Origin of the sequence: Mycobacterium intracellulare ATCC 13950 (assembly GCF_000277125.1) — a bacterium.
Taxonomy (GTDB): domain Bacteria; phylum Actinomycetota; class Actinomycetes; order Mycobacteriales; family Mycobacteriaceae; genus Mycobacterium; species Mycobacterium intracellulare.
Map to the genome: position 1 here is coordinate 4,097,676 of NC_016946.1, position 23,880 is coordinate 4,121,555.

Annotated in this window: 23 protein-coding genes; all 23 read left to right on the top strand. The window is 67.9% G+C overall.

Features of this window, described 5'->3' with window-relative positions:
• Nucleotides 1–19: 19 nt before the first annotated feature.
• The 23 genes from OCU_RS43800 (at nt 20) to nuoN (ending at nt 23,870) form a co-directional block, all read left to right on the top strand.
• The gene (locus tag OCU_RS43800; protein WP_014380848.1) at nt 20–1,216 is read left to right on the top strand and encodes an alpha/beta hydrolase family protein; all 1,197 of its coding nucleotides are present in this window, start codon (nt 20–22) and stop codon (nt 1,214–1,216) included.
• Nucleotides 1,213–2,418: a CaiB/BaiF CoA transferase family protein gene (locus tag OCU_RS43805; RefSeq protein ID WP_009955107.1), complete on the top strand. Its 1,206-nt coding sequence runs from the start codon at nt 1,213–1,215 to the stop codon at nt 2,416–2,418. The genes OCU_RS43800 and OCU_RS43805 overlap by 4 nt, the downstream gene beginning before the upstream one ends.
• Nucleotides 2,415–3,326, top strand: coding sequence for a hydroxymethylglutaryl-CoA lyase (locus tag OCU_RS43810; protein ID WP_014380849.1), 912 nt, complete (start codon nt 2,415–2,417; stop codon nt 3,324–3,326). Before OCU_RS43805 ends, OCU_RS43810 begins: the two co-directional genes overlap by 4 nt.
• Nucleotides 3,326–3,949 carry a TetR/AcrR family transcriptional regulator gene (locus OCU_RS43815; protein WP_009955109.1) on the top strand — a complete coding sequence of 208 codons (624 nt, stop codon included), beginning with the start codon at nt 3,326–3,328 and terminating at the stop codon, nt 3,947–3,949. Before OCU_RS43810 ends, OCU_RS43815 begins: the two co-directional genes overlap by 1 nt.
• Before the next feature lie 10 nt (nt 3,950–3,959).
• On the top strand, nt 3,960–5,198 hold the full coding sequence (locus OCU_RS43820; protein WP_009955110.1) for an acyl-CoA dehydrogenase family protein: 1,239 nt from the start codon (nt 3,960–3,962) through the stop codon (nt 5,196–5,198).
• Nucleotides 5,195–6,583, top strand: coding sequence for a phosphotransferase family protein (locus OCU_RS43825; protein WP_014380850.1), 1,389 nt, complete (start codon nt 5,195–5,197; stop codon nt 6,581–6,583). Before OCU_RS43820 ends, OCU_RS43825 begins: the two co-directional genes overlap by 4 nt.
• An 11-nt stretch (nt 6,584–6,594) precedes the next feature.
• Complete coding sequence (locus OCU_RS43830) at nt 6,595–7,008, top strand: nuclear transport factor 2 family protein (RefSeq protein WP_009955114.1); 414 nt, start codon at nt 6,595–6,597, stop codon at nt 7,006–7,008.
• 32 nt (nt 7,009–7,040) lie between these two features.
• On the top strand, nt 7,041–7,577 hold the full coding sequence (locus tag OCU_RS43835) for a YceI family protein (protein ID WP_029384835.1): 537 nt from the start codon (nt 7,041–7,043) through the stop codon (nt 7,575–7,577).
• A 54-nt stretch (nt 7,578–7,631) separates the two neighbouring features.
• Complete coding sequence (locus OCU_RS43840) at nt 7,632–8,045, top strand: Rv3143 family two-component system response regulator (protein ID WP_008259435.1); 414 nt, start codon at nt 7,632–7,634, stop codon at nt 8,043–8,045.
• Nucleotides 8,046–8,311: 266 nt separating this feature from the next.
• Complete coding sequence (locus OCU_RS43845) at nt 8,312–8,689, top strand: NADH-quinone oxidoreductase subunit A (protein ID WP_008259436.1); 378 nt, start codon at nt 8,312–8,314, stop codon at nt 8,687–8,689.
• Nucleotides 8,690–8,697: 8 nt separating this feature from the next.
• On the top strand, nt 8,698–9,252 hold the full coding sequence (locus OCU_RS43850; protein WP_008259437.1) for a NuoB/complex I 20 kDa subunit family protein: 555 nt from the start codon (nt 8,698–8,700) through the stop codon (nt 9,250–9,252).
• Nucleotides 9,249–9,956 (top strand): NADH-quinone oxidoreductase subunit C, encoded by a 708-nt coding sequence (locus tag OCU_RS43855; protein WP_009955118.1) that lies wholly within the window; start codon nt 9,249–9,251, stop codon nt 9,954–9,956. Before OCU_RS43850 ends, OCU_RS43855 begins: the two co-directional genes overlap by 4 nt.
• Nucleotides 9,956–11,281 carry an NADH dehydrogenase (quinone) subunit D gene (nuoD, locus tag OCU_RS43860; protein ID WP_008259439.1) on the top strand — a complete coding sequence of 442 codons (1,326 nt, stop codon included), beginning with the start codon at nt 9,956–9,958 and terminating at the stop codon, nt 11,279–11,281. Before OCU_RS43855 ends, nuoD begins: the two co-directional genes overlap by 1 nt.
• Nucleotides 11,278–12,036, top strand: a complete 759-nt coding sequence (gene nuoE, locus OCU_RS43865; protein WP_009955120.1) for an NADH-quinone oxidoreductase subunit NuoE — start codon at nt 11,278–11,280, stop codon at nt 12,034–12,036. Before nuoD ends, nuoE begins: the two co-directional genes overlap by 4 nt.
• Nucleotides 12,033–13,373, top strand: a complete 1,341-nt coding sequence (gene nuoF / locus OCU_RS43870) for an NADH-quinone oxidoreductase subunit NuoF (RefSeq protein ID WP_009955121.1) — start codon at nt 12,033–12,035, stop codon at nt 13,371–13,373. The genes nuoE and nuoF overlap by 4 nt, the downstream gene beginning before the upstream one ends.
• A 7-nt stretch (nt 13,374–13,380) precedes the next feature.
• On the top strand, nt 13,381–15,795 hold the full coding sequence (locus OCU_RS43875; protein ID WP_014380852.1) for an NADH-quinone oxidoreductase subunit G: 2,415 nt from the start codon (nt 13,381–13,383) through the stop codon (nt 15,793–15,795).
• Between the two features lie 61 nt (nt 15,796–15,856).
• The gene (gene nuoH / locus OCU_RS43880) at nt 15,857–17,128 is read left to right on the top strand and encodes an NADH-quinone oxidoreductase subunit NuoH (protein WP_009952978.1); all 1,272 of its coding nucleotides are present in this window, start codon (nt 15,857–15,859) and stop codon (nt 17,126–17,128) included.
• Nucleotides 17,129–17,171: 43 nt separating this feature from the next.
• Nucleotides 17,172–17,666, top strand: a complete 495-nt coding sequence (nuoI, locus tag OCU_RS43885) for an NADH-quinone oxidoreductase subunit NuoI (RefSeq protein WP_230487587.1) — start codon at nt 17,172–17,174, stop codon at nt 17,664–17,666.
• A gap of 32 nt (nt 17,667–17,698) precedes the next feature.
• Nucleotides 17,699–18,487 (top strand): NADH-quinone oxidoreductase subunit J, encoded by a 789-nt coding sequence (locus OCU_RS43890; RefSeq protein ID WP_029384250.1) that lies wholly within the window; start codon nt 17,699–17,701, stop codon nt 18,485–18,487.
• Nucleotides 18,484–18,783, top strand: a complete 300-nt coding sequence (nuoK, locus tag OCU_RS43895; RefSeq protein WP_008259456.1) for an NADH-quinone oxidoreductase subunit NuoK — start codon at nt 18,484–18,486, stop codon at nt 18,781–18,783. Before OCU_RS43890 ends, nuoK begins: the two co-directional genes overlap by 4 nt.
• 10 nt (nt 18,784–18,793) lie before the next feature.
• The gene (gene nuoL / locus OCU_RS43900; RefSeq protein ID WP_009952982.1) at nt 18,794–20,695 is read left to right on the top strand and encodes an NADH-quinone oxidoreductase subunit L; all 1,902 of its coding nucleotides are present in this window, start codon (nt 18,794–18,796) and stop codon (nt 20,693–20,695) included.
• A 5-nt stretch (nt 20,696–20,700) separates the two neighbouring features.
• The gene (locus OCU_RS43905) at nt 20,701–22,284 is read left to right on the top strand and encodes an NADH-quinone oxidoreductase subunit M (RefSeq protein ID WP_029384252.1); all 1,584 of its coding nucleotides are present in this window, start codon (nt 20,701–20,703) and stop codon (nt 22,282–22,284) included.
• Nucleotides 22,281–23,870 carry an NADH-quinone oxidoreductase subunit NuoN gene (gene nuoN, locus OCU_RS43910; RefSeq protein ID WP_014380856.1) on the top strand — a complete coding sequence of 530 codons (1,590 nt, stop codon included), beginning with the start codon at nt 22,281–22,283 and terminating at the stop codon, nt 23,868–23,870. Before OCU_RS43905 ends, nuoN begins: the two co-directional genes overlap by 4 nt.
• Nucleotides 23,871–23,880: the final 10 nt, after the last annotated feature.

Here is a 23,880-nt window from a genome sequence, read left to right on the forward strand (position 1 = left end):
ATGAGGAGGAGCGGCGCTAATGACGCACGCCGTGAAACCCAAGAAGCACGAGTACGATCGCATCCCCTATCTCGTTGCCTTCCAGAACAATTCCGGTGTCCGGGACGTCTACGGCGGCCTGGCCGAGATCACCGTGCTGGAAAGCTACCTGCTCAAGCCCAGGGACAATCCGTCGGACACCGTGCTGGTGTTCATGCACCCGATCGGCGGTGGCGCCTACCTGCCGATGATCAATGCCCTGGCCCGCGCCGGTCATCACGTCATCTACTGCAACAGCCGCTTCCGCGGCACCGACTCGGCGCTGCTGATGGAGAAGGTGGTCGAGGACCTCGGCGAGTGCATCAAGGACGCCAAGAAACGGCTGGGGTACTCCAAGGTGGTGCTGGCCGGATGGAGTGGCGGCGGTTCGCTGTCGGTGTTCTACCAGCAGCAGGCGCAGAATCCGACGATCACCTCCAGCCCGACCGGTGACGGCCCCGACCTGACCAAACTCGACCTGCCCGCCGCCGACGGCATCATGCTGCTGGCCGCGCACATCAGCCGGCACGGCACGCTGACCGAGTGGCTGGACGCATCGATCCTCGACGAATCCGACCCGACCAAGCGCGATCCCGAGCTTGACCTGTACAACCCCGACAACCCCAACCAGCCGCCTTACAGCCAAGGATTCCTGGCCCGGTACCGGCAGGCGCAGATCGACCGCAACCGCCGCATCACCGCGTGGGTCAAAGACAAGTTGGCCGAGCTGAGGGCCGCCGGCCGGCCGGACGACGAGTTCGGGTTCGTCGTGCACGGCACCATGGCCGACCCGCGATGGCTGGACCCGACCGTCGATCCCAACGAACGCGCCCCGGGGACTTGCTACCTGGGGGATCCTCAAGTGGTGAACATGAGCCCCGTCGGGTTGGCCCGGTTCTCCACGTTGCGCGGCTGGCTCTCGCAGTGGAGTTACGACGACGCCCGCGGCGACGCGGTGTCCTGCGGGCCCGATATCGCGATCCCGGCGCTGGTGATCGGTAACCTGGCCGACGACGCGTGCACACCCAGCCACACCCGCCGGCTTTTCGAAGCGATCGGGCACCCGGACAAGGAGATACACGAAATCCCAGGCGCCACACACTATTACGCGGGACCCGACCAGCGTGACGCGCTGCGCACGGCGGTCACCATCGTCACGGACTGGCTCGTCCGGCACGACTTCGCGAGCGCCGAGTGATTCCCACAGGTCCGCTGGACGGCGTCCGGGTGCTCGAACTGGGCACCCTGATCGCCGGCCCGTTCGCCGGGCGGCTGCTGGGCGACATGGGCGCCGACGTCATCAAGGTGGAACTTCCCAAGGCCCCGGACCCGTTGCGCACCTGGGGCCAGGCCGAAGTCGACGGGCAGCACGTCTTCTGGACGGTGCACGCGCGCAACAAACGAGCCATCACCCTCGACCTGCGCCACCCCCAGGGCCGCGAACTGTTCTGCGAGCTCGTCGAGAAATCCGACATCGTGGTGGAGAACTTCCGCCCGGGCACCCTGGAGAAGTGGAACCTGGGCTACGACGTGCTGTCCGAGCGCAACCCCGGCATCATCCTGGTGCGCGTCTCCGGTTACGGACAGACCGGACCCGACGCGTCCAAGGCCGGTTACGCGTCGGTCGCCGAGGCGGCGAGCGGACTGCGACACCTCAACGGTTTCCCGGGCGGCCCGCCGCCCCGGCTGGCGCTCTCGCTCGGCGACAGCCTCGCGGGCATGTTCGGCGCCCAGGGAGCGCTGGCCGCGCTGTACCGCCGCAGCGTGACCGGGCGCGGCCAGGTGGTCGACGTCGCGCTCACCGAATCCTGTTTGGCCGTTCAGGAATCCACGATCCCCGACTACGACGTCGGCGGCGTGGTGCGCGGACCGTCGGGCACCCGGCTCGAGGGCATCGCCCCGTCCAACATCTACCGCAGCGCCGACGGCTCGTGGGTGGTGATCGCCGCCAACCAGGACACCGTCTTCGCCCGGCTGTGCAAGGCCATGGGGCGCCCGGAGCTGGCCACCGACGACCGGTTCGCCACGCACGTCGCGCGCGGCCGCAACCAGGACGAGCTCGACAACATCATCGGCTGCTGGGCGGCCGAACGCCAGCCGGGCGAGGTCATCGAAACCCTTTCCGCCGCAGGGGTGATCGCGGGTCCCATCAACACGGTCGCCGAGGTCGTCAACGACCCGCAGCTGCGGGCCCGCGACATGCTGGTCGAGCACTACGACGAGCGGTTGCAGCGCAATGTGCTCGGACCCGGCATCGTTCCGGTGCTCTCGGAATCTCCGGGCCGGCTGCGCAACGCCGGCCCGGCGCGTCCGGGCGAACACAACGACGACGTCTACGTCGGGTTGCTGGGCAAGACCGCCGCGGAACTCGAGGAGCTGCGGGCCCAGGAGGTGCTATGACCACCCAGCATGTCCAGATTCGAGAAGTGGCCCTGCGCGATGGCCTGCAGATCGAGGCGCCAATCCCGTTGTCGGCCAAGCTCGAACTGCTGGCCGCGGTGGCGGCCACCGGCGTCCGCGAGGTGGAGGCCACCGCGTTCGTCTCCCCGACGAAGGTGCCGTCGATGGCCGACGCCGCCGAGCTCGCCGCCCACCTGCACGACTACCCCGACATCGAATTCTCCGCCCTGGTCGCCAGCCCGAACGGGGCCAGGCGGGCCGTCGCCGCGGGCCTGCGCTCCATCGAGTACGTGGTGGCCGCCGACGACACCTTCAGCGAGGCCAACGTCGGGCGCACCAGCGCGGAGGCTACCCACCAGATCGACGAGATCGTCGCGATCGCGCACGACGGCCCCACCGGCGTCCCTGTCACCGTCGAGGTCGTCATCGCCACCGCGTGGGATTCGCCGTTCGAAGGCCCCACCCCGCCGCAGCGGGTGCTCGACATCGCCGCGGCCGCACGCGAGCGCGGCGCCGACCGGCTGTCGATCGCCGACACCATCGGCACCACCACCCCGGGCCGCGTGAGTTCGCTGATCGCGCAACTGCGTCCGGTCATCGGGGACATGCCGCTGGGCGGCCACTTCCACAACACCCGCGGCTCCGGACTGGCCAGCGCCTACGCCGCGGTCACCGCCGGGGTGACCCGGCTGGACGCCTCGGTCGGTGGGCTGGGCGGCTGCCCGTTCGCCCCGGGCGCCACGGGCAACATCGCCACCGAGGACCTGGTGTATCTGCTGCGCGACAGCGGTGTCGACGTCGACGTCGACCTGCAAGCCGCCATCGCCGCGGCCGCCGTGGCGAAGTCGTTGGTGGGCCACGATTTACCGAGCTCCCTGCTGCGCGCCGGCGACCGGATACAGAATTGATGTCCGCCCCGGAGGCAACCCGCGAGCTGACCGCCAAAGGCCGCCAAACCAGGCAGGCCATCGAGCAGGCCGCCCGTAAACTGTTCGCCGAACGGGGGTTTCACGGCACCACGGTGGCCGACATCACGTCGGCCGCCGGGAAATCGCCGGCGGTGTTCTACCGCTACTTCACCGACAAGGAAGACCTGCTGGCGGCGCTGGCGAAATCGTTCCTGCACGAGGTGGTGACGCCGTCGGGGGCCAGTGTTCACCTGCCCGACGCCCCCGACGACGACGCCTTTTTCACCTCGGTGGTCACCGGCTACTGGAACATGTTCAAGCAGAACATCGGGATCATGATCGCGGTGGCCCAGCTGGCCGCCACCCAGCGCCGGTTCGCCGCCGTGCAGAACGAATTCCGGCGATTGGGCATCGATCTCGTGGCGGCATCGGTGCGCCGCGCCCAGGAGCAGGGCTACGGCGCCGAATTGAACCCCGAACACACCGCGGCGGCCATCGCGCTGCTGTTCGAGAACTTCACCACCGTGTTCGTCGGTCCCTCCAACCTGGGCATCAAGATCAGCGACAAGGACGCCATCGCCACGCTGTCGACGATCTGGAAGAGAACCCTGTACGGCGCATAAGGAGAAAACCATGGATTTCACGCTGCCCGAGCACCTTCCGGGTGTGCTCGCCGAGATGGACGAGTTCATCGAGACCGAGATCAAACCGCTGGAACGCGAGAACATCCAGTATTTCGACCAGCGCCGCGAGCACGCGCGCACCGATTGGGACAACGACGGCATTCCCACCCGCGAGTGGGAGGACCTGCTCGCCGAGATGCGCAGGCGCGCCGACAAGGCGGGCTGGCTGCGCTACGGCCTGCCGGCCTCGCTCGGCGGCCGCGACGGCAGCAACGTCGACATGGCCGTCATCCGGGAACACCTGGCGCGCAAGGGACTTGGCCTGCACAACGACCTGCAGAACGAGTCGTCGATCGTCGGGAACTTCCCGCAGGTGATCATGATGGAGCGCTTCGGCACCGACGAGCAACGCCGGGTGTGGTCGGAAGCGCTGATCACCGGGGAACGTTCGATGGCGTTCGGACTGACCGAGCCCAAGCACGGCTCGGATGCCACCTGGCTGGAAACACACGCCGAACGTGACGGCGACACCTGGGTGATCAACGGCTCCAAGCGGTTCAACACCGGCGTGCACCGCGCCACCCACGACCTGGTCTTCGCCCGCACCTCCGGGGAGCCCGGCGGCGCACGCGGAATCACCGCGTTTCTGGTGCCGACCGATACGCCGGGGTTCGACGTTCCGTACTACTGGTGGACGTTCAACATGCCCACCGACCACGGCGAGGTCGAGCTGACCGACGTTCGGGTGCCCGCGGACGCGGTGCTCGGCGAGGTGGATCGCGGCCTGGAGGTGGCGCAAACCTTCCTGCACGAGAACAGGATTCGGCAGGCGGCCAGCAGCCTGGGCGCCGCGCAATACTGCATCGACCGCGCCGCCGAATACGCCGGCGGCCGAACTGTGTTCGGCAAGCCGCTGTCGGTCAACCAGGCGGTGCAGTGGCCGCTGGCCGAGTTGCAGACCGAAGCACAGATGGTGCGCCTGCTGGTCCAATACGCCGCCTGGCATCTGGACCGCGACCACCACATGGAGGTCTCCGACAAGGTGTCGATGGCGAATTACCGCGCCAATCGCCTGGTCTGCGACGCCGCCGATCGCGCCATGCAGATCTTCGGCGGCCTCGGGTACAGCCGGCACGAGCCGTTCGAGCACATCTACCGACACCACCGTCGTTACCGGATCACCGAGGGCGCCGAAGAGATCCAGATTCGCCGGGTGGCGCAGCGGCTGTTCAACTTCGGCCGAAAATGATGCACGATGACGAGTCGGCCGAGCTGACCGCCAAACTCGCCGCCGTGCTCACGTCGGCCATCGGCACCGACACGGCGGTCGAGAACCTGCGCGCGCTAACCGGCGGCGCCAGCAGAACCACCTGGGCGTTCGAGGCCGTGACCGGCGCGCAACGCCGCTCGCTGATCCTGCGCACCGGTCCGCCCGACGACGTGCATGCCGGCATGGAACTCGAGGCCCGGTCCCAGGCCGCCGCCGCGGCCGCCGGAGCTCCGGTCCCCCACGTCCTGATCGCCGACGATTCGCCTGCGGCACTGGGTAATCCGTTTCTGATCTGCGATGAGATCAAGGGCGAGACCATCGTGCGGCGCATCCAACGCCGGCTCGACTCCGGTGACGGGCACGCCGGCCGCGCCCGATTGCTGCAGCAGTGCGCGCAGGCGGCGGCCGCCATTCACCGCGCCGACCCACACGGCCCGGGCCTGGCCCACGAGGACCAGCTCGACGAATGGCGCCGGCGCCTTGACGACATGGGCGACACCACCGCCACCTTCGAATGGGGGTTTCGCTGGCTGGCCGCAAACCGGCCCGACCCGACGCCGGCGGTGCTGGTGCACGGCGACTTCCGGATGGGCAACCTCATCGTCGACGGATCCGACCTTGCCGCCGTGCTGGATTGGGAACTGGTGCACGTCGGCCAGGCGTACGAAGACCTGGCGTGGTTCTGCATTAGGGCCTGGCGATTCGGCGCCCCGGCCAGCCTGGGCGCCGGCGGCCTCGGCAGCATCGAGAGCTTCCTGCGGGCCTACGAGCAGGCCGGCGCGACTACCGTCGACCGGGTGGCGTTTCACTGGTGGCTGGTGCTGGCCACGCTGCGCTGGGGTGTCATCTGCCGATTCCAGGCGGAACGGCATCTGAGCGGTCAGCACCGCTCGGTCGAGCTGGCCACCATCGGGCGCCGCGTCTGCGAGACCGAGTGGGACCTGCTCAACCTGCTCGCGCCCGCCGACGATGGGCGCCGCGCGGCGGCGCGAGGAGGAGGCGGGCAATCGGGGCCGGGCGGCCCCGTGAGCGGTGCGTACGGCCGCCCGCGGGCGGCCGAACTCGTGGCCGCGGTGGCCGAATTCCTGGAGACCGACGTCCGGGCCGCGACCGACGGCCAGGTCAACTTTCACGCCAGGGTGGCGGCCAACGCCCTGCGCATCGTCGAGCGCGAACTACTCGACGACAGCGGGGCCGAATCCCGTGCGGCGCTGGCCGGCCTGGGTGTCGCCGACGAGGACCAGCTGGCCGCCGCGATCCGGTCCGGCGAGATGGACGACCGGGCGGCCGACGTCACGGCCTGCCTGCGCACCCTGGTACGGCGCCGGCTCGCCGTCGCCCACCCCGGATACGACAGCGAATAGGAGCCACCGCCATGCCCGCGTCCCGCGCAGAAACGGTCATCGAGGCCGCCGACCGCCTGTTCACGGCGATCGAGCGAGGCGATGTCGCGGCGGTCGGCGCGATGTGGAGCGACGACATCGCGGTATGGCGCGTCGGCTCGCGCCACGACCCCCTCAAAACGGACGACAAGGCCCGCGCGATGCGGGTCATCGAGTGGTTCATCGGCGCGACCACGCAGCGCCGCTACGAAATTCTCGACCGGCAGCTCTTCGACGACGGGTCCGCTCAGGGCTTCGTCCAGCAGCACGTCCTGCACGCGACCGGGCATGCGGGGCAATCGATCTCGCTGCGCGTGTGCATCGTGATCCGGGTGGGCACCGACGGCCGGATCGAGCGCATCGACGAATATTTCGACCCCGCCGGGATCGCGCCGTTGCTGGATTGAGACTAGATTCGCCACCAGACATGGGGGTGACGATGACGACTTTGGAGACACTGCTTCACGATCCCGACCTCGCCGGCGGGTGGAACCTGGTCTTGGATCGCTCGGCCATCACGTTCAAGGGCCGCAACATGTGGGGGCTCGTCAACGTCAAGGGCCGCTTCACCGACTTCACCGGCGACGGCCAACTGACCGGCAAGGGAGCGGTTTTCGGGCGCGTCGACATCCGGGCCGCCTCGCTGGACACCGGGATCGGCCGCCGCGACAAACACCTGCGCTCGGCGGACTTCTTCGACGTGGACCGCTTTCCCGAGATCGGCGTCGTCGTCACCGCGCTGCGCCCCACGACGGGCAAGGCCGCCGACGTTCGGGCCAACTTCACCATCAAGGGCATCACCGCGGAGCTGCCGCTGCCCGTCACGATCTCCGAACTCGACGACGGCTCGGTCCGCGTCGCCGGCGAGACCACGCTCGATCGTGCCCGGTTCGACCTGGGTTGGAACCGGCTCGGCATGATCGGCCCGACGGTGACCGCGGCGGCGGAAGCCATCTTCGTGCGCGAATCGCGATGAGATTTCTGCGGGCACCGGCGATAAACCCGCAGCGACCCCAGTAGCATCTGCACCGTGTCCGACAGCCTCCCCCAATCCAGCGTCGCCCTGCGGATCCTCGTCTACAGCAGCAACGCCCAAACCCGCGAACGGGTGATGCGCGCGCTCGGCAAGCAGCTGCACCCGGATTTGCCCGAGTTGAGCTATGTCGAGGTGGCGACCGGTCCGATGGTGGTGCGCACGATGGACGAGGGCGGCATCGACTTGGCCATCCTGGACGGCGAGGCCACCCCGACGGGCGGCATGGGAATCGCGAAACAGCTCAAAGACGAACTCGAGACCTGCCCACCGCTGGTGGTGCTCACCGGGCGTCCCGACGACGCGTGGCTGGCATCCTGGTCGCGCGCCGAGGGTGCGGTGCCACATCCCATCGACCCCATCCTGCTGGGCCGCACGGTCCTCAATTTGCTGCGAACCCCGGTTCGCTGACCTTCTCCTCGCCGCGGCCATGCCGCGGCTTTTGCCTTCCGCTGACCGCCTGCGGCGGTTCTGACCACCGGCGCCGGTCCGAGTTCGCGCAGCACAGCACGCGCGCGGCCCCCCAATAGTGCAAAACGCCCACCCCGGGCAAGCGCACCGCGCGCCGCGACGCTATGTTGAAGATCACTGTGACGGGCTTCAGACCCAGTTCGTCACAGCAGCCCGGTTACCGCCTGGCCGCTGCAGGCGGCTCGTACGACGGATCATGGAGCGAATTGAACGTCTACATACCCATCCTGGTGCTCGGTGCGATCGCCGCGGCCTTTGCCGTGGGCTCGGTGGTGATCGCGAGCCTGGCGGGCCCGTCACGGTTCAACAAGTCGAAGATGGCGGCCTACGAGTGTGGGATCGAGCCCACCGAGACCTCGGTGAGCGGGCCGCATGCGACGGCAGGACAGCGGTTTCCGGTGAAGTACTACCTGACCGCGATGCTGTTCATCGTCTTCGACATCGAAATCGTGTTCCTGTATCCGTGGGCGGTCAGCTATGACGCGTTGGGCACGTTTGCTCTGGTCGAAATGGTCGTGTTCATGCTCACGGTCTTCGTGGCCTACGCGTACGTGTGGCGCCGCGGCGGCCTGACGTGGGATTGAGGTAAGACGTGGGTCTTGAGGAACAGCTGCCCGGCGGGATTCTGCTGTCCACGGTCGAGAAGGTGGCGGGCTATGTCCGCAAGAACTCGCTGTGGCCGGCGACATTCGGGTTGGCCTGCTGCGCCATCGAGATGATGGCAACCGCCGGGCCAAGATTCGACATCGCTCGGTTCGGCATGGAACGCTTCTCGGCCACCCCCCGGCAGGCCGATCTGATGATCGTCGCCGGCCGGGTCAGCCAGAAGATGGCACCGGTATTGCGGCAGATCTACGACCAGATGGCCGAGCCGAAATGGGTGCTCGCCATGGGCGTGTGCGCGTCGTCGGGCGGAATGTTCAACAACTACGCGATCGTCCAGGGCGTGGATCACGTGGTCCCGGTGGACATCTACCTGCCCGGATGCCCGCCGCGGCCGGAGATGCTGCTGTACGCAATCCTGAAGCTGCACGAGAAGATTCAGGAGATGCCGCTGGGCGTCAACCGGGAAGACGCCATCGCCGAGGCCGAGCAGGCGGCGCTGTCGGCCCGGCCCACCATCGAGATGCGCGGACTGCTGCGATGAGTTCGCCGAATCAGGATCCACACGAGGCGATCGGCCGCGCCGACGAAGAAGTCATCGACGTGCGCCGCGGCATGTTCGGCGTCCAAGGCTCGGGTGACACGTCCGGCTACGGCCGGCTGGTGCGCGAAGTCCTGCTTCCGGGCAGCAGCCCGCGGCCCTACGGCGGCTACTTCGACGAGCTCGTCGACGGACTGGCCGAGGCCCTGAAAAAGGGCGGCGTCGAATTCACGGACGCGATCGAAAAAGTGGTGGTGTACCGCAACGAGCTCACCTTGCATGTGCGCCGGGAGGCGCTGCCGCAGGTCGCCCAGCGCCTTCGCGACGAACCGCAACTGCGCTTCGAAATGTGCCTGGGCGTCAGCGGGGTGCACTACCCGCACGAGGCCGGCCGCGAGCTGCACGCGGTTTATCCGCTGCAATCGATCACGCACAACCGCCGCGTCCGCCTGGAAGTGTCTGCGCCCGACGATGATCCGCACATCCCGTCGCTGTTCGGCATCTATCCGACCACCGACTGGCACGAGCGTGAGACCTACGACTTCTTCGGCATCATCTTCGACGGTCACCCGTCGCTGACCCGCATCGAAATGCCCGACGACTGGCACGGACATCCGCAGCGCAAGGACTACCCTCTCGGCGGAATTCCCGTCGAATACAAAGGCGCACAGATCCCCCCGCCCGACGAGCGGAGAGCGTACAACTGATGAGCACCACCACCGAATCGACGCACGACGGCGCCGGCGAGACACTCGTGGTCGCCGGCGGCCAGGACTGGGACAAGGTCGTCGAAGCCGCCCGCAACGCCGATCCCGGCGAACGCATCGTCGTCAACATGGGGCCCCAGCACCCGTCCACACACGGGGTGCTGCGGCTGATCCTGGAAATCGAGGGCGAGACGGTCACCGACGCCCGCTGCGGCATCGGGTACCTGCACACCGGCATCGAAAAGAACCTCGAATACCGCTACTGGACCCAGGGCGTCACCTTCGTGACCCGGATGGATTACCTCGCACCGTTTTTCAACGAGACCGCCTACTGCCTGGGCGTGGAGAAGCTACTCGGCATCACCGACCAGATACCCGAGCGCGTCGACGTCATCCGGGTGTTGATGATGGAGCTCAACCGGATTTCGTCGCACCTGGTGGCCTTGGCCACCGGCGGCATGGAACTGGGCGCCATGACCCCGATGTTCGTCGGTTTCCGGGGCCGCGAGATCGTGCTGACCCTGTTCGAATCGATCACCGGCTTGCGGATGAACAGCAACTACATCCGGCCCGGCGGCGTGGCCCAGGACCTGCCGCCGAACGCGCAGACCGAGATCGCCGAGGCCCTCGAACCGCTGCGGGAAGTGCTGCGCGAGATGAGCGGTCTGCTCAACGAGAACGCGATCTGGAAGGCCCGCACCCAGGACGTCGGCTACCTGGACCTGACCGGGTGCATGGCGCTGGGCATCACCGGGCCGATCCTGCGTGCCACCGGGCTGCCGCACGATCTGCGCAAGAGCGAACCGTACTGCGGATATGAAAACTACGAATTCGACGTAATCACCGAAGACACGTGTGATGCTTACGGGCGCTACATGATTCGTGTCAACGAGATGTGGGAGTCGATCAAGATCGTCGAGCAGTGTCTGGACAAGTTGAAGCCCGGCCCGACCATGGTCGAGGATCGCAAGATCGCCTGGCCGGCCGACCTGAAGGTGGGGCCGGACGGCATGGGCAACTCGCCGGAGCACATCGCCAAGATCATGGGCGGTTCGATGGAGGCCTTGATCCACCACTTCAAATTGGTCACCGAGGGCATCAGGGTTCCGCCCGGCCAGGTGTACACCGCGGTCGAGTCGCCGCGCGGGGAGCTCGGCGTGCACATGGTCAGCGACGGCGGCACCCGGCCCTACCGAGTGCATTACCGAGACCCCTCGTTCACCAACCTGCAGTCGGTCGCCGCGATGTGCGAGGGCGGGTTGGTCGCCGACCTGATCACCTCGGTCGCCAGCATCGACCCGGTCATGGGCGGGGTGGACCGGTGACCGGCCCGCAGGGACAGCCAGTCTTCCTGCGGCTCGGCCCGCCGCCGGACGAGCCCAACGCGTTCGTCGTCGAGGGCGCGCCCACGTCGTATCCGCCCGAGGTGCGGGCCCGGCTGGAGGTCGACGCCAAGGAGATCATGGGCCGCTACCCCGAGAAGCGCTCGGCGCTGCTGCCGTTGCTGCACCTGGTGCAGGCGCAGGATTCCTACCTGACGCCGGCGGGCCTGGAGTTCTGCGGTGAGCAGCTGGGACTCAGCGGAGCCGAGGTGTCCGCCGTGGCGAGCTTTTACACGATGTATCGCCGCGGCCCCACCGGCGACTACCTGGTGGGCGTCTGCACCAACACGCTGTGCGCCGTCATGGGCGGCGACGCCATTTTCGATGCCCTGAAAGAACATTTGGGCATCGGCAACGACGAGACGACCGCCGACGGATCGGTCACTCTGCAACACATCGAATGCAACGCCGCCTGCGACTACGCGCCCGTGGTGATGGTCAACTGGGAGTTCTTCGACAACCAGACTTGCGAATCGGCACGCGAACTCGTCGACTCGCTGCGTTCCGGTGAGCCCAAGGCCCCGACCCGCGGCGCGCCGCTGTGCGCCTTCCGGGAGACGTCGCGCATCCTGGCCGGCCTGCCCGACGAGCGGCCCGACCAGGGGCAGGGAGGCGCCGGTGCGGCGACCCTGGCCGGCCTGAAGGTAGCCAAGGAACACGGCATGCAGGCGCCCGGCGCGCCGGAAGGCCAGCCATGACAACCACTTCCGAGACGTCCGGCGCCACGCCGCTCACTCCGGTGCTCAGCCGCTTCTGGGACGACCCCGAGTCCTGGACGCTTGAGACCTACCGTCGGCACGGTGGCTACGAGGCGATGAAGAAGGCGCTGGCGATGGAGCCGGACGCGGTGATCGGGGTGGTGAAGGATTCCGGGCTGCGCGGGCGCGGCGGCGCGGGCTTCTCGACCGGGACCAAGTGGTCGTTCATCCCGCAGGGCGACACCGGCGCGGCCGCCAAACCGCACTACCTGGTGGTCAACGCCGACGAGTCGGAACCCGGTACCTGCAAAGACATCCCGCTGATGCTGGCGACACCGCACGTCCTCGTCGAGGGCGTCATCATCGCCGCCTACGCGATCCGGGCCAACCACGCGTTCATCTATGTGCGCGGCGAGGTGCTGCCGGTGCTGCGCCGCCTGCAGAACGCGGTGGCCGAGGCGTACGCCGCCGGGTACCTGGGCCGCGACATCAACGGCTCGGGATTCGATCTGGAGCTGGTCGTGCACGCGGGCGCCGGCGCGTACATCTGCGGCGAGGAGACCGCGCTGCTGGATTCGCTGGAAGGCCGACGCGGCCAGCCGCGGCTGCGCCCGCCGTTCCCCGCCGTCGCCGGCCTGTACGGCTGCCCCACGGTGATCAACAACGTCGAGACCATCGCGAGCGTGCCGTCGATCATCGGCAACGGCGTGGACTGGTTCCGCTCGATGGGAAGCGAAAAATCCCCGGGCTTCACGCTGTATTCGCTGTCCGGGCACGTCACCCGCCCCGGACAGTACGAGGCCCCGCTGGGAATCACGTTGCGGGAGTTGCTCGCCTACGCCGGCGGGGTGCGGGCCGGCCACCGGCTGAAGTTCTGGACGCCCGGCGGCTCGTCGACCCCGCTGCTGACCGACGAGCATCTCGACGTCCCGCTGGACTACGAGGGCGTGGGCGGCGCCGGCTCGATGCTGGGCACCAAGGCGCTGGAGATCTTCGACGAAACCACCTGCGTGGTGCGTGCGGTGCAGCGCTGGACGTACTTCTACAAGCACGAATCGTGCGGCAAATGCACGCCGTGCCGCGAGGGCACCTTCTGGCTGGACAAGATCTACGAGCGGCTGGAGGCCGGCACGGGCACGCACGAGGACCTCGACAAGCTGCTGGACATCTCCGACTCCATCTTGGGTAAAGCGTTCTGCGCCTTGGGCGATGGCGCCGCCAGCCCCGTCATGTCGTCGATCCAGTACTTCCGCGACGAGTACGTCGCCCATGTCGAGGGCGGCGGATGCCCGTTCGACCCACGAGACTCCATGCTGATACCGAACGGAAAGGCATGACGAGCTGATGACGAGCCTTGCCAAAACCGAGACCGGCGACGAAGTGCGTCCGCCGGAGATGGTGACGCTGACCATCGACGGCATCGAAATCAGCGTTCCCAAGGGAACTCTGGTGATCCGGGCCGCCGAGCTGATGGGCATCCAGATCCCGCGGTTCTGCGACCACCCGCTGCTGGAGCCGGTCGGCGCGTGCCGCCAGTGCCTGGTCGAGGTCGAGGGCCAGCGCAAGCCGATGGCCTCGTGCACCACCGTGGCCACCGACGACATGGTCGTGCGCACCCAGCTCACCTCCGAGGCCGCCGACAAGGCGCAGCACGGCGTGATGGAGCTGCTGCTGATCAACCATCCGCTCGACTGCCCCATGTGCGACAAGGGCGGCGAATGCCCGCTGCAGAACCAGGCAATGTCCAACGGGCGGGCCGATTCTCGCTTCACCGACGAGAAGCGCACCTTCGCCAAGCCGATCAACATCTCCTCGCAGGTGCTGCTCGACCGCGAGCGCTGCATCCTGTGCGCGCGCTGCACGCGGTTCTCCGAACAGATCGCCGGCGACCCGTTCATCGACATGCAGGAGCGGGGCGCCCTGCAGCAGGTCGGCATCTACGCCAACGAGCCGTTCGACTCCTACTTCTCGGGCAACACGGTGCAGATCTGCCCGGTGGGCGCGCTGACCGGGACCGCCTACCGCTTCCGGGCCCGTCCGTTCGATCTCGTCTCCAGCCCGAGCGTCTGCGAACACTGTGCCTCCGGATGCGCACAGCGCACCGACCACCGCCGCGGCAAGGTGCTGCGCCGGCTGGCCGGCGACGACCCGGAAGTCAACGAGGAGTGGAACTGCGACAAGGGCCGGTGGGCGTTCACTTACGCGACCCAGCCCGACGTGATCACCACTCCCCTGGTTCGCGACGCCGACGGCTCGCTGCAGCCGACCTCGTGGTCACACGCGATCGCCGTCGCGACGCAGGGCCTCGAGGCGGCGCGCGGGCGCACGGGGGTGCTGGTCGGCGGCCGCGCGACCCTGGAGGACGCCTACGCCTACTCCAAGTTCGCGCGAATCGTGCTGGACAGCAACGACATCGACTTCCGCGCCCGGCCGAGTTCGGCCGAGGAGGCCGACTTCCTGGCGGCCCGCATCGCCGGCAGGCCGATGACCGTCAGCTACGCCGACCTGGAGTCGGCGCCGGTGGTCGTGCTGGCCGGGTTCGAGCCCGAGGACGAGTCGCCGATCGTGTTCCTGCGGCTGCGCAAGGCGGCCCGCAAACGCGGGTTGCCCGTCTACGCGGTGGCGCCGTTCGCCACCCGGGCGCTGGACAAGATGTCCGGCCGGCTGATCAAGACCGTGCCCGGCGCCGAAGCCGCGGCGCTGGACGGGTTGGCCACCGGCGAGGTGGGTGACCTGCTGTCCACCCCCGGCGCGGTCATCATGGTCGGCGAACGCTTGGCCACCGTGCCGGGCGGATTGTCCGCTGCGGCGCGGCTCGCCGATACCACCGGCGCCCGCCTGGCCTGGGTGCCGCGGCGCGCCGGCGAGCGGGGCGCGCTGGAGGCCGGTGCGCTGCCCGGGCTGCTGCCCGGCGGCCGTCCGGTGGACGACGAGACCGCCCGGGCGCAGGTGGCGCGGGCCTGGAACGTGTCCGAATTGCCCTCCGGCCGTGGGCGTGACGCCGACGGCATCCTGGCCGCCGCCACCGACGGGACGCTGGGCGCGCTGCTGGTGGGTGGCGTCGAGCCCGACGACTTCGCCGACCCCGAAGCGGTGCTGGCGGCGCTGGACGGCGCCGGCTTCGTGGTCAGCCTCGAGATGCGGGACAGCGCCGTCACGCAGCGCGCCGACGTGGTGTTCCCGGTCGCGTCGACGACACAGAAGGCCGGCGCGTTCGTCAACTGGGAGGGCCGCTTCCGGCCCTTCGACGCCGCGCTGCGCAACACCCAGGACGCCACCCAGTCCGACCACCAGGTGCTCGATGCGCTGGCCGACGAGATGGGCGTCTACCTGGGCATGTCCACCGTCGACGCGGCCCGCGAAGAACTGGCCGCGCTGCGGCACTGGGACGGCAAGCGCCCCGCGAGCCCGGACGTCGCGGCGCCGCAGCCACCCGAGGTCGGCGCTGGCGAGGCGGTGCTGGCCGGCTGGCGGATGTTGCTGGACAACGCCCGAATGCAGGACGGTGAGCCACATCTGGCGGGAACGGCCCGCAAATCCGTCGTGCGGCTGTCCGCCGACACGGCCGCCGAGATCGGCGCCGCCGAGGGCGACGCGGTGACCGTCAGCACGTCACGCGGGTCCATCAGCCTGCCGCTGCTCGTCACCGACATGCCCGACCGGGTGGCGTGGCTCCCACTCAACTCGTCGGCGTCGGCGGTGCACCGCCAGCTCGGGGCAACCCCCGGCAGCACAGTGAAAATCGGAGTGGGCAAATGACTCGCGCCGGCGACGATGCAGAGCGAAGCGATGAGGAGGAGCGGCGCACATGACCACCGGCTTGACGGTCTTCGGGCACGACACCTGGTGGCTGGTGCTCGGCAAGGCGCTGGCCATCTTCGTGTTCCTCATGCTCAACGTCCTCGTCGCGATCCTGCTCGAACGCAAGATCCTCGGCTGGATGCAGCGCAGGCCCGGACCGAACCGGGCGGGACCCTGGGGCGTCCTGCAGAGCCTGGCCGACGGAATCAAGTTGGCGCTCAAGGAAACGATCACGCCCGGTGGTGTCGACAAGTTCGTCTACTTCGCGGCGCCGGTCATCTCCACGATCCCGGCGTTCACCGCCTTCGCGTTCATCCCGTTCGGCCCGGTGGTGTCGGTGTTCGGCCACCGGACGCCGCTGCAACTGACCGACCTCCCCGTCGCGGTGCTGTTCATTCTGGGGCTGTCGGCCATCGGGGTGTACGGAATCGTGTTGGGCGGCTGGGCATCCGGGTCCACCTATCCACTGCTGGGCGGGGTGCGCTCCACCGCCCAGGTCATCTCCTACGAGGTGGCGATGGGACTGTCGTTCGCGGCGGTGTTCCTCTACGCCGGCTCCATGTCGACGTCACAGATCGTCGCCGCACAGGACCGGGTCTGGTACGTGTTCCTGCTGCTGCCGTCGTTCGTGATCTACCTGATCTCGATGGTCGGCGAAACCAACCGGGCGCCCTTCGATTTGCCCGAGGCCGAGGGTGAACTGGTCGCGGGATTCCACACCGAGTACTCGTCGCTGAAGTTCGCGATGTTCATGCTGGCCGAGTACGTCAACATGATGACGGTGTCCTCGCTCGCCACCGCCTTGTTCTTCGGCGGCTGGCATGCGCCGTGGCCGCTGAACATGTGGGCCGGCGCCAACACCGGGTGGTGGCCGGTGCTGTGGTTCACCGCCAAGATGTGGACCTTCTTGTTCATCTACTTCTGGCTGCGGGCCTCGCTGCCCCGGCTGCGCTACGACCAGTTCATGGGCCTGGGCTGGAAGCTTTTGATCCCGGCCTCGCTGGTCTGGGTGCTGATCGCGGCGGTGGTCCGCACACTGCGCAACCAGGGGTATCAGCACTGGACCCCGGTACTCGTGGTGAGCAGCATCGTGTTCGCCACGGTCCTGGTGATGTTGCTGCGAAAACCGTTCAGCGCGCCGGGGATTCGCGCGCTGGAGCGCCAGCTGCGGCGTCAGGCGAAGAAGCTGCCGGCCGCATCGATCTCCACACCGGTATTCCCGACACCGCCGCTGCCGGCGAAAGAGATGAAGTCGCTGGCGGCGGCGAGCAAGGAGGAAGCACGTGGCTAAATTCTTGGACGCCGTGGCCGGATTCGGCGTGACGCTGGGATCGATGTTCAAAAAGCGCGTGACCGAGGAGTATCCGGAAAAGCCGGGCCCGGTCATGCCCCGCTATCACGGGCGTCACCAGCTGAACCGCTACCCCGACGGCCTGGAGAAGTGCATCGGCTGCGAACTGTGCGCGTGGGCGTGCCCAGCCGACGCGATCTACGTCGAGGGTGCCGACAACACCGAGGAACTCAGGTACTCCCCCGGGGAACGCTACGGCCGGGTGTATCAGATCAACTATCTACGCTGCATCGGCTGCGGCCTGTGCATCGAAGCCTGCCCGACCCGGGCGCTGACGATGACCAACGACTACGAGATGGCCGACGACAATCGCGCCGACCTCATCTACGAGAAGGACCGGCTGCTGGCTCCGCTGCTGCAAGACATGCTCGCGCCGCCGCATCCCAGGGCCGAGGGCGCCACCGACAAGGACTACTACCTGGGCAACGTGACCGCACACGGGCTGCGGGACAACCAGCACGCCGGAGACTCCCGGTGACCGGTTTCGCGGGCCACGCCGTCACGTCCGTGATGGCCTCCAGTTTCGCCCACGACACCATCGCTCGAACCTCCACCGGCGAAGCGGTGACGTTCTGGGTGCTGGGGGCGCTGGCGGTGATCGGTGCGCTCGGGGTGGTGTTGGCGGTCAACGCCGTCTACTCGGCGATGTTTTTGGCCATGACGATGATCATCCTGGCGGTGTTCTACATGATCCAGGACGCGTTGTTCTTGGGCGTCGTTCAGGTCGTCGTCTACACCGGCGCGGTCATGATGCTGTTCCTGTTCGTGCTCATGCTCATCGGCGTGGACTCCGCCGAATCGCTGCGGGAGACGCTGCGGGGCCAGCGCGTCGCCGCGGTGGCCGCCGGTGTCGGATTCGGCATCCTGCTCATCGCCGCCATCGGCGACGTGGCCACGGGCGGCTTCGCCGGGCTGACCACCGCGAACGCCGCCGGGAACGTGGAAGGGCTGGCGGCGCTGATCTTTTCGCGCTACCTGTGGGCATTCGAACTCACCAGCGCATTGCTGATCACCGCGGCCGTCGGGGCCATGGTGCTGGCGCATCGCGAGCGTTTCGAACGCCGCAAGACGCAACGCGAGCTCTCCCAGGAACGATTCCAGCCCGGCGGGCACCCCACCCCGCTGCCCGGCCCCGGCGTGTACGCCCGCCACAACGCCGTCGACGTGGCCGCGCTGCTGCCGGACGGCTCGTACTCGAAGCTGTCGGTGTCGCCGATGCTGCAAAGCCGCGGCGCCGACGGCAAGAAGACCCAGTCCCCCGAGGCAAGCTCGAGTCTGTCACAAGGCGGTCTGTCGTGAATCCCGCTAATTACCTGTACCTTTCGGCGCTGCTGTTCACCATCGGCGCCGCCGGTGTGTTGCTGCGCCGCAACGCCATCGTGATGTTCATGTGCGTCGAGCTCATGCTCAACGCCGTCAACCTCGCGTTCGTCACGTTCGCGCGGATGCACGGCCACCTGGACGGACAGATGATCGCGTTCTTCACGATGGTGGTGGCCGCCTGCGAGGTGGTCATCGGCCTGGCCATCATCATGACCATTTTCCGTGCCCGCAAATCGGCGTCCGTCGACGACGCGAACCTACTCAAAGGCTGAAGAGCGCCACGTGACGAATCTTATTGGGACTCAATACAGCTGGCTGCTGGTCGCGCTGCCGTTAGCGGGTGCCACCATCCTGCTGTTCGGCGGGCGGCGCACCGACCGCTGGGGGCATTGGCTGGGCTGCGCCACCGCGCTGGCGGCATTCGCCCTGGGCCTGAGCCTGCTGGGCGAGTTGCTCGGCCGCCCCGCCGACGACCGCGTCATCCACCAAAAGGTGTTCAGCTGGATTCCGGTCGGCCAGCTCCAGGTCGACCTCGGGCTCCAGATCGACCAGCTGTCGGTGTGTTTCGTGTTGCTGATCTCCGGGGTCGGCTCGCTGATCCACATCTATTCGGTCGCCTACATGGCCGAAGACCCCGATCGCCGGCGCTTTTTCGGCTACCTCAACTTGTTCCTTGCCTCGATGCTGCTGCTCGTGGTCGCCGACAACTACGTGGTGCTCTACGTCGGCTGGGAAGGGGTGGGCCTGGCGTCCTACCTGCTGATCGGGTTCTGGTACCACAAGCCGACCGCCGCCACCGCCGCCAAGAAGGCTTTCGTGATGAACCGGGTCGGCGACGCGGGGCTGGCGCTCGGAATGTTCTTGATGTTCAGCACTTTCGGCACGCTGTCGTACGCGGGGGTGTTCGCCGGGGCGCCGGCCGCAGGGCGGGGCGCGCTGACCGCGATGGGGCTGTTGCTGCTGCTGGGCGCCTGCGCCAAATCCGCGCAGGTGCCGCTGCAGGCCTGGCTGGGTGACGCCATGGAGGGCCCCACCCCGGTGTCCGCGTTGATCCACGCCGCCACCATGGTGACCGCCGGGGTGTATCTGATCGTGCGGTCCAACCCGCTGTACAACCTCTCGCCCGACGCGCAACTGGCGGTGGTCGTCGTGGGTGCGGTCACGTTGCTGCTCGGGGCCTTCATCGGCTGCGCCAAGGACGACATCAAGCGGGCGCTGGCGGCCTCGACGATGAGCCAGATCGGTTACATGGTGCTGGCCGCGGGCCTGGGCCCGGCCGGCTACGCGTTCGCGATCATGCATCTGCTCACCCACGGCTTCTTCAAGGCCGGGCTGTTCCTGGGATCCGGCGCGGTGATCCACGCGATGGACGAAGAGCAGGACATGCGCCGCTACGGCGGCCTGCGCGCCGCGTTGCCGATCACGTTCGCCACGTTCGGCCTGGGGTACCTGGCGATCATCGGTGTGCCGCCCTTCGCGGGCTACTTCTCCAAGGACGCCATCATCGAGGCGGCGCTGGCCGCCGGCGGCGTCAGGGGTTACGTGCTGGGCGGGGCGGCGCTGCTGGGGGCGGGCGTCACCGCGTTCTACATGACCCGCGTCATGCTGATGACCTTCTTCGGTAAAAAGCGCTGGGCGCCCGGCGCCCACCCGCACGAGGCGCCCGGCCTGATGACGTGGCCCATGATCCTGCTGGCGATCGGCTCGGTGTTCTCCGGCGGCCTGCTCGCGGTCGGTGGCACCTTGGCGCGCTGGCTCGAACCGGTCGTCGGGAAACACGAAGAAGTCACCCACGCGTTCCCGGTCTGGGTCAGCAGCGCGCTGGCATTGGGTGTGGTCGCCATCGGGATCGCCGTCGCCTACCGGCTTTACGCCACCGCGGACATCCCCCGGGTGGCCCCGCTGTCGGTCTCGGCCCTGACGACGGCCGTCCGCAAGGACTTCTACGGCGATGCCCTCAACGAGGAGGTGTTCATGCGCCCCGGTGCGCAACTGACCCACGCGCTTGTCGAAGTCGACAACGCGGGCGTCGACGGCTCGGTCAACGCGCTGGCGGCGCTCGTGAGCCAGACGTCGAATCGGCTGCGAGGCCTGCAAACCGGCTTCGCCCGCAACTACGCACTGTCGATGCTGACGGGCGCGGTGCTGGTGGTCGCGCTGATCCTGGCGGTGAAACTGTGGTGAACCCGATGACCTCGGTTCCGTGGCTCAGCGTGCTGTGGCTGGTGCCGCTGGCCGGAGCGGTGCTGATCATCCTGATGCCACCCGGGCTGCGGCAGCTCGCCAAGTGGACGGGCCTGGTGTTCGGCATCGCGACCCTGGCGGTCGCGATCGTCGTCACCCTCGGGTTCAAGACCGGCGGCGCCCCGTATCAGTTCGTCGAAAAGCACCAGTGGATCCCGGCTTTCGGGGCCGGCTACACCCTGGGCGTCGACGGCATCGCGGTGGTGCTGGTGCTGCTGACCGCGGTGCTGATCCCGGTGCTGCAGATCGCCGGCTGGAACGACGGGGGCCAGCGCACGCGCGGCGTGCACGCCTACGTCGCGCTGACGCTGGCCATCGAATCCATGGTGCTGATCTCGGTGATCGCGTTGGACGTGCTGCTGTTCTACGTGTTCTTCGAAGCCATGCTCATCCCGATGTACTTCCTGATCGGCGGCTTCGGCGGGGGGTCGGGCCGCTCACGCGCGGCCGTGAAGTTCTTGCTGTACAACCTGTTCGGCGGGCTGATCATGCTGGCCGCGGTGATCGGGCTGTACGTGGTGACCTCGCAGCACGGGTCGGGCACGTTCGACTTCCGTGAGATCGTCGCCGGCGTCGCCTCCGGGCGCTACGGGGCGGACTCCGCGGTGTTCAAGGCGCTCTTCCTGGGCTTCATGTTCGCGTTCGCGATCAAGGCCCCGCTGTGGCCGTTCCACCGCTGGCTGCCCGACGCCGCGGTCGAGGCCACCCCAGCCACCGCGGTGCTGATGATGGCCGTGATGGACAAGGTCGGCACCTTCGGCATGCTGCGCTACTGCCTGCAGCTGTTCCCCGATGCCTCAACGTATTTCCGTCCGCTTATCGTCGTGCTGGCGGTCATCGGGGTGGTCTACGGGGCGATCGTCGCCATCGGCCAGACCGACATCATGCGCCTGATCGCCTACACGTCGATCTCGCACTTCGGGTTCATCATCCTCGGCATCTTCGTGATGACCAGCCAGGGCCAGAGCGGGTCGACGCTGTACATGCTCAATCACGGGCTGTCCACGGCGGCGGTGTTCCTGATCGCCGGCTTCCTGATCTCGCGGCACGGCAGCCGGGCGATCGCCGACTACGGCGGCGTGCAGAAGGTGGCGCCCATCTTGGCGGGCACCTTCCTGGTCTCCGCCATGGCCACCCTGTCATTGCCCGGCCTGGCCCCGTTCATCAGCGAATTCCTGGTCCTGCTGGGAACTTTCAACCGGTACTGGCTGGCCGCCGGATTCGGCGTCACCGCGCTGGTGCTGTCGGCAGTGTACATGCTGTGGCTCTACCAGCGCGTGATGACCGGGCCGGTGGCCACCGGCAACGAGAAGATCGGCGACCTGAGGGCGCGCGAATTGATCGTCGTCGCACCGTTGATCGCGCTGCTGCTCGTGCTCGGGATCTATCCCAAGCCCGTCCTCGACATCATCAATCCGGCCGTCGAGAACACCATGACCACCATCGGCCAGCACGACCCCAAACCAACGGTGCCGGTGGTGGGCAATCCCAGGCCGGCCCAAGCCCGGACCGCTGAAGGACCGCGATGACCCTCCCCACCCCCAGCATCCAGTACTTCCTGCTGTCCCCGACCCTCATCGTGTTCGGCATCGCCGTGGTGGGGGTCCTCGCCGAAGCGTTCCTGCCCAGGCGCATCCGCTACGCCGGCCAGGTGACGCTGGCCCTCGGCGGCTTGATCGCGGCGTTCGTCGCCGTCGTCGCCGTGAGCCGCTCGATCAAGAGCTCGGGGCGGGCCGCGGTCCTGGGCGCCATGGCCATCGACCGTCCGACGCTGTACCTGCAGGGCACCGTGCTGCTGGTCGCGGTGATGGCCGTCATCTTCATCGCCGAACGGACCCAAACCAAAACGGAGAGCAAGGTTTCCGTCGCAACGGGCGCCGGCGGCACGGGAGGCCTGGACTCGTTCACCCCGCAGGCGTCGGCGGTGCCCGACAGCGACGCGGAGCGGGAGGCCGAGCGGGCCGGAGCCGCCCAGACGGAGCTCTTCCCGCTGGCGATGCTGTCGGTCGGCGGCATGATGGTCTTTTCGGCGTCCAACGACCTACTGACGATGTTCGTCGCGCTGGAAGTGTTGTCCTTGCCGCTGTACCTGATGTGCGGCCTGGCCCGCCACCGTCGCCTGCTGTCGCAGGAAGCGGCCATGAAATACTTTCTGCTGGGCGCGTTTTCGTCGGCCTTCTTCCTCTACGGTGTGGCGCTGCTCTACGGCGCGACCGGCACGCTGCTGCTGACCGGTATCCGCGACGCGCTGGCCACACGCGGCGACAGCTCGCTGGCGCTGGTCGGTGTCGCGCTGCTGTCGGTCGGTCTGCTGTTCAAGGTCGGCGCCGTTCCGTTCCACTCGTGGATTCCCGACGTGTACCAGGGCGCCCCCACCCCGATCACGGGATTCATGGCGGCGGCCACCAAGGTGGCGGCGTTCGGCGCGCTGCTTCGGGTGATCTACGTGGCGCTGCCGCCGCTGCATGACCAGTGGCGGCCGGTGCTGTGGACGATTTCCATCCTGACCATGGTGGTGGGGACCATCACCGCGGTGAACCAAACCGACGTCAAGCGGATGCTGGCCTACTCCTCGGTCGCCCACGTCGGATTCATCCTCACCGGCGTCATCGCCGACAACCACACCGGACTTTCCTCCACATTGTTCTATTTGCTCGCCTACAGCTTCAGCACCGTGGGCGCGTTCGCCATCGTGGGCCTGATTCGCGACGACGACGGTGTCGAGGATGCCGCGCTGTCGCACTGGGCCGGGCTGGGACAGCGCTCCCCCATTGTGGGCGTGATGTTTTCGATGTTCTTGTTGGCGTTCGCCGGCATCCCGCTGACCAGTGGATTCGTCAGCAAGCTCGCCGTGTTCAAGGCCGCCGCCCAGGGGGGCGCCGCGCCCCTGGTGATCGTCGGTGTGGTCGCCAGCGGTGTCGCCGCCTACTTCTACGTGCGGGTGATCGTGTCGATGTTCTTCACCGAAGCCACCGAGGACACCCCGCACGTGGTGGCGCCGGGCATCCTGAGCAAGGCCGCGATCGCGGTCTGCGCCGCGGTCACCGTGGTGTTGGGCATCTTCCCGCAGCCGCTGCTCGACCTGGCCGATCACGCCGCGCACCTGCTGCACTGACGGTGACCGA

Excerpts from the sequence above, each read along its gene's own strand:
- OCU_RS43905 (WP_029384252.1), top strand. The coding sequence starts at position 20,701 with ATGACCTCGGTTCCGTGGCTCAGCGTGCTGTGGCTGGTGCCGCTGGCC.
- OCU_RS43835 (WP_029384835.1), top strand. The coding sequence starts at position 7,041 with ATGACGACTTTGGAGACACTGCTTCACGATCCCGACCTCGCCGGCGGG.
- OCU_RS43890 (WP_029384250.1), top strand. The coding sequence starts at position 17,699 with ATGGCCTCCAGTTTCGCCCACGACACCATCGCTCGAACCTCCACCGGC.
- nuoF (WP_009955121.1), top strand. The coding sequence starts at position 12,033 with ATGACAACCACTTCCGAGACGTCCGGCGCCACGCCGCTCACTCCGGTG.
- OCU_RS43810 (WP_014380849.1), top strand. The coding sequence starts at position 2,415 with ATGACCACCCAGCATGTCCAGATTCGAGAAGTGGCCCTGCGCGATGGC.
- OCU_RS43825 (WP_014380850.1), top strand. The coding sequence starts at position 5,195 with ATGATGCACGATGACGAGTCGGCCGAGCTGACCGCCAAACTCGCCGCC.
- OCU_RS43820 (WP_009955110.1), top strand. The coding sequence starts at position 3,960 with ATGGATTTCACGCTGCCCGAGCACCTTCCGGGTGTGCTCGCCGAGATG.
- OCU_RS43855 (WP_009955118.1), top strand. The coding sequence starts at position 9,249 with ATGAGTTCGCCGAATCAGGATCCACACGAGGCGATCGGCCGCGCCGAC.
- OCU_RS43875 (WP_014380852.1), top strand. The coding sequence starts at position 13,381 with ATGACGAGCCTTGCCAAAACCGAGACCGGCGACGAAGTGCGTCCGCCG.
- OCU_RS43815 (WP_009955109.1), top strand. The coding sequence starts at position 3,326 with ATGTCCGCCCCGGAGGCAACCCGCGAGCTGACCGCCAAAGGCCGCCAA.
- OCU_RS43830 (WP_009955114.1), top strand. The coding sequence starts at position 6,595 with ATGCCCGCGTCCCGCGCAGAAACGGTCATCGAGGCCGCCGACCGCCTG.
- nuoN (WP_014380856.1), top strand. The coding sequence starts at position 22,281 with ATGACCCTCCCCACCCCCAGCATCCAGTACTTCCTGCTGTCCCCGACC.
- nuoD (WP_008259439.1), top strand. The coding sequence starts at position 9,956 with ATGAGCACCACCACCGAATCGACGCACGACGGCGCCGGCGAGACACTC.
- nuoI (WP_230487587.1), top strand. The coding sequence starts at position 17,172 with ATGTTCAAAAAGCGCGTGACCGAGGAGTATCCGGAAAAGCCGGGCCCG.
- OCU_RS43800 (WP_014380848.1), top strand. The coding sequence starts at position 20 with ATGACGCACGCCGTGAAACCCAAGAAGCACGAGTACGATCGCATCCCC.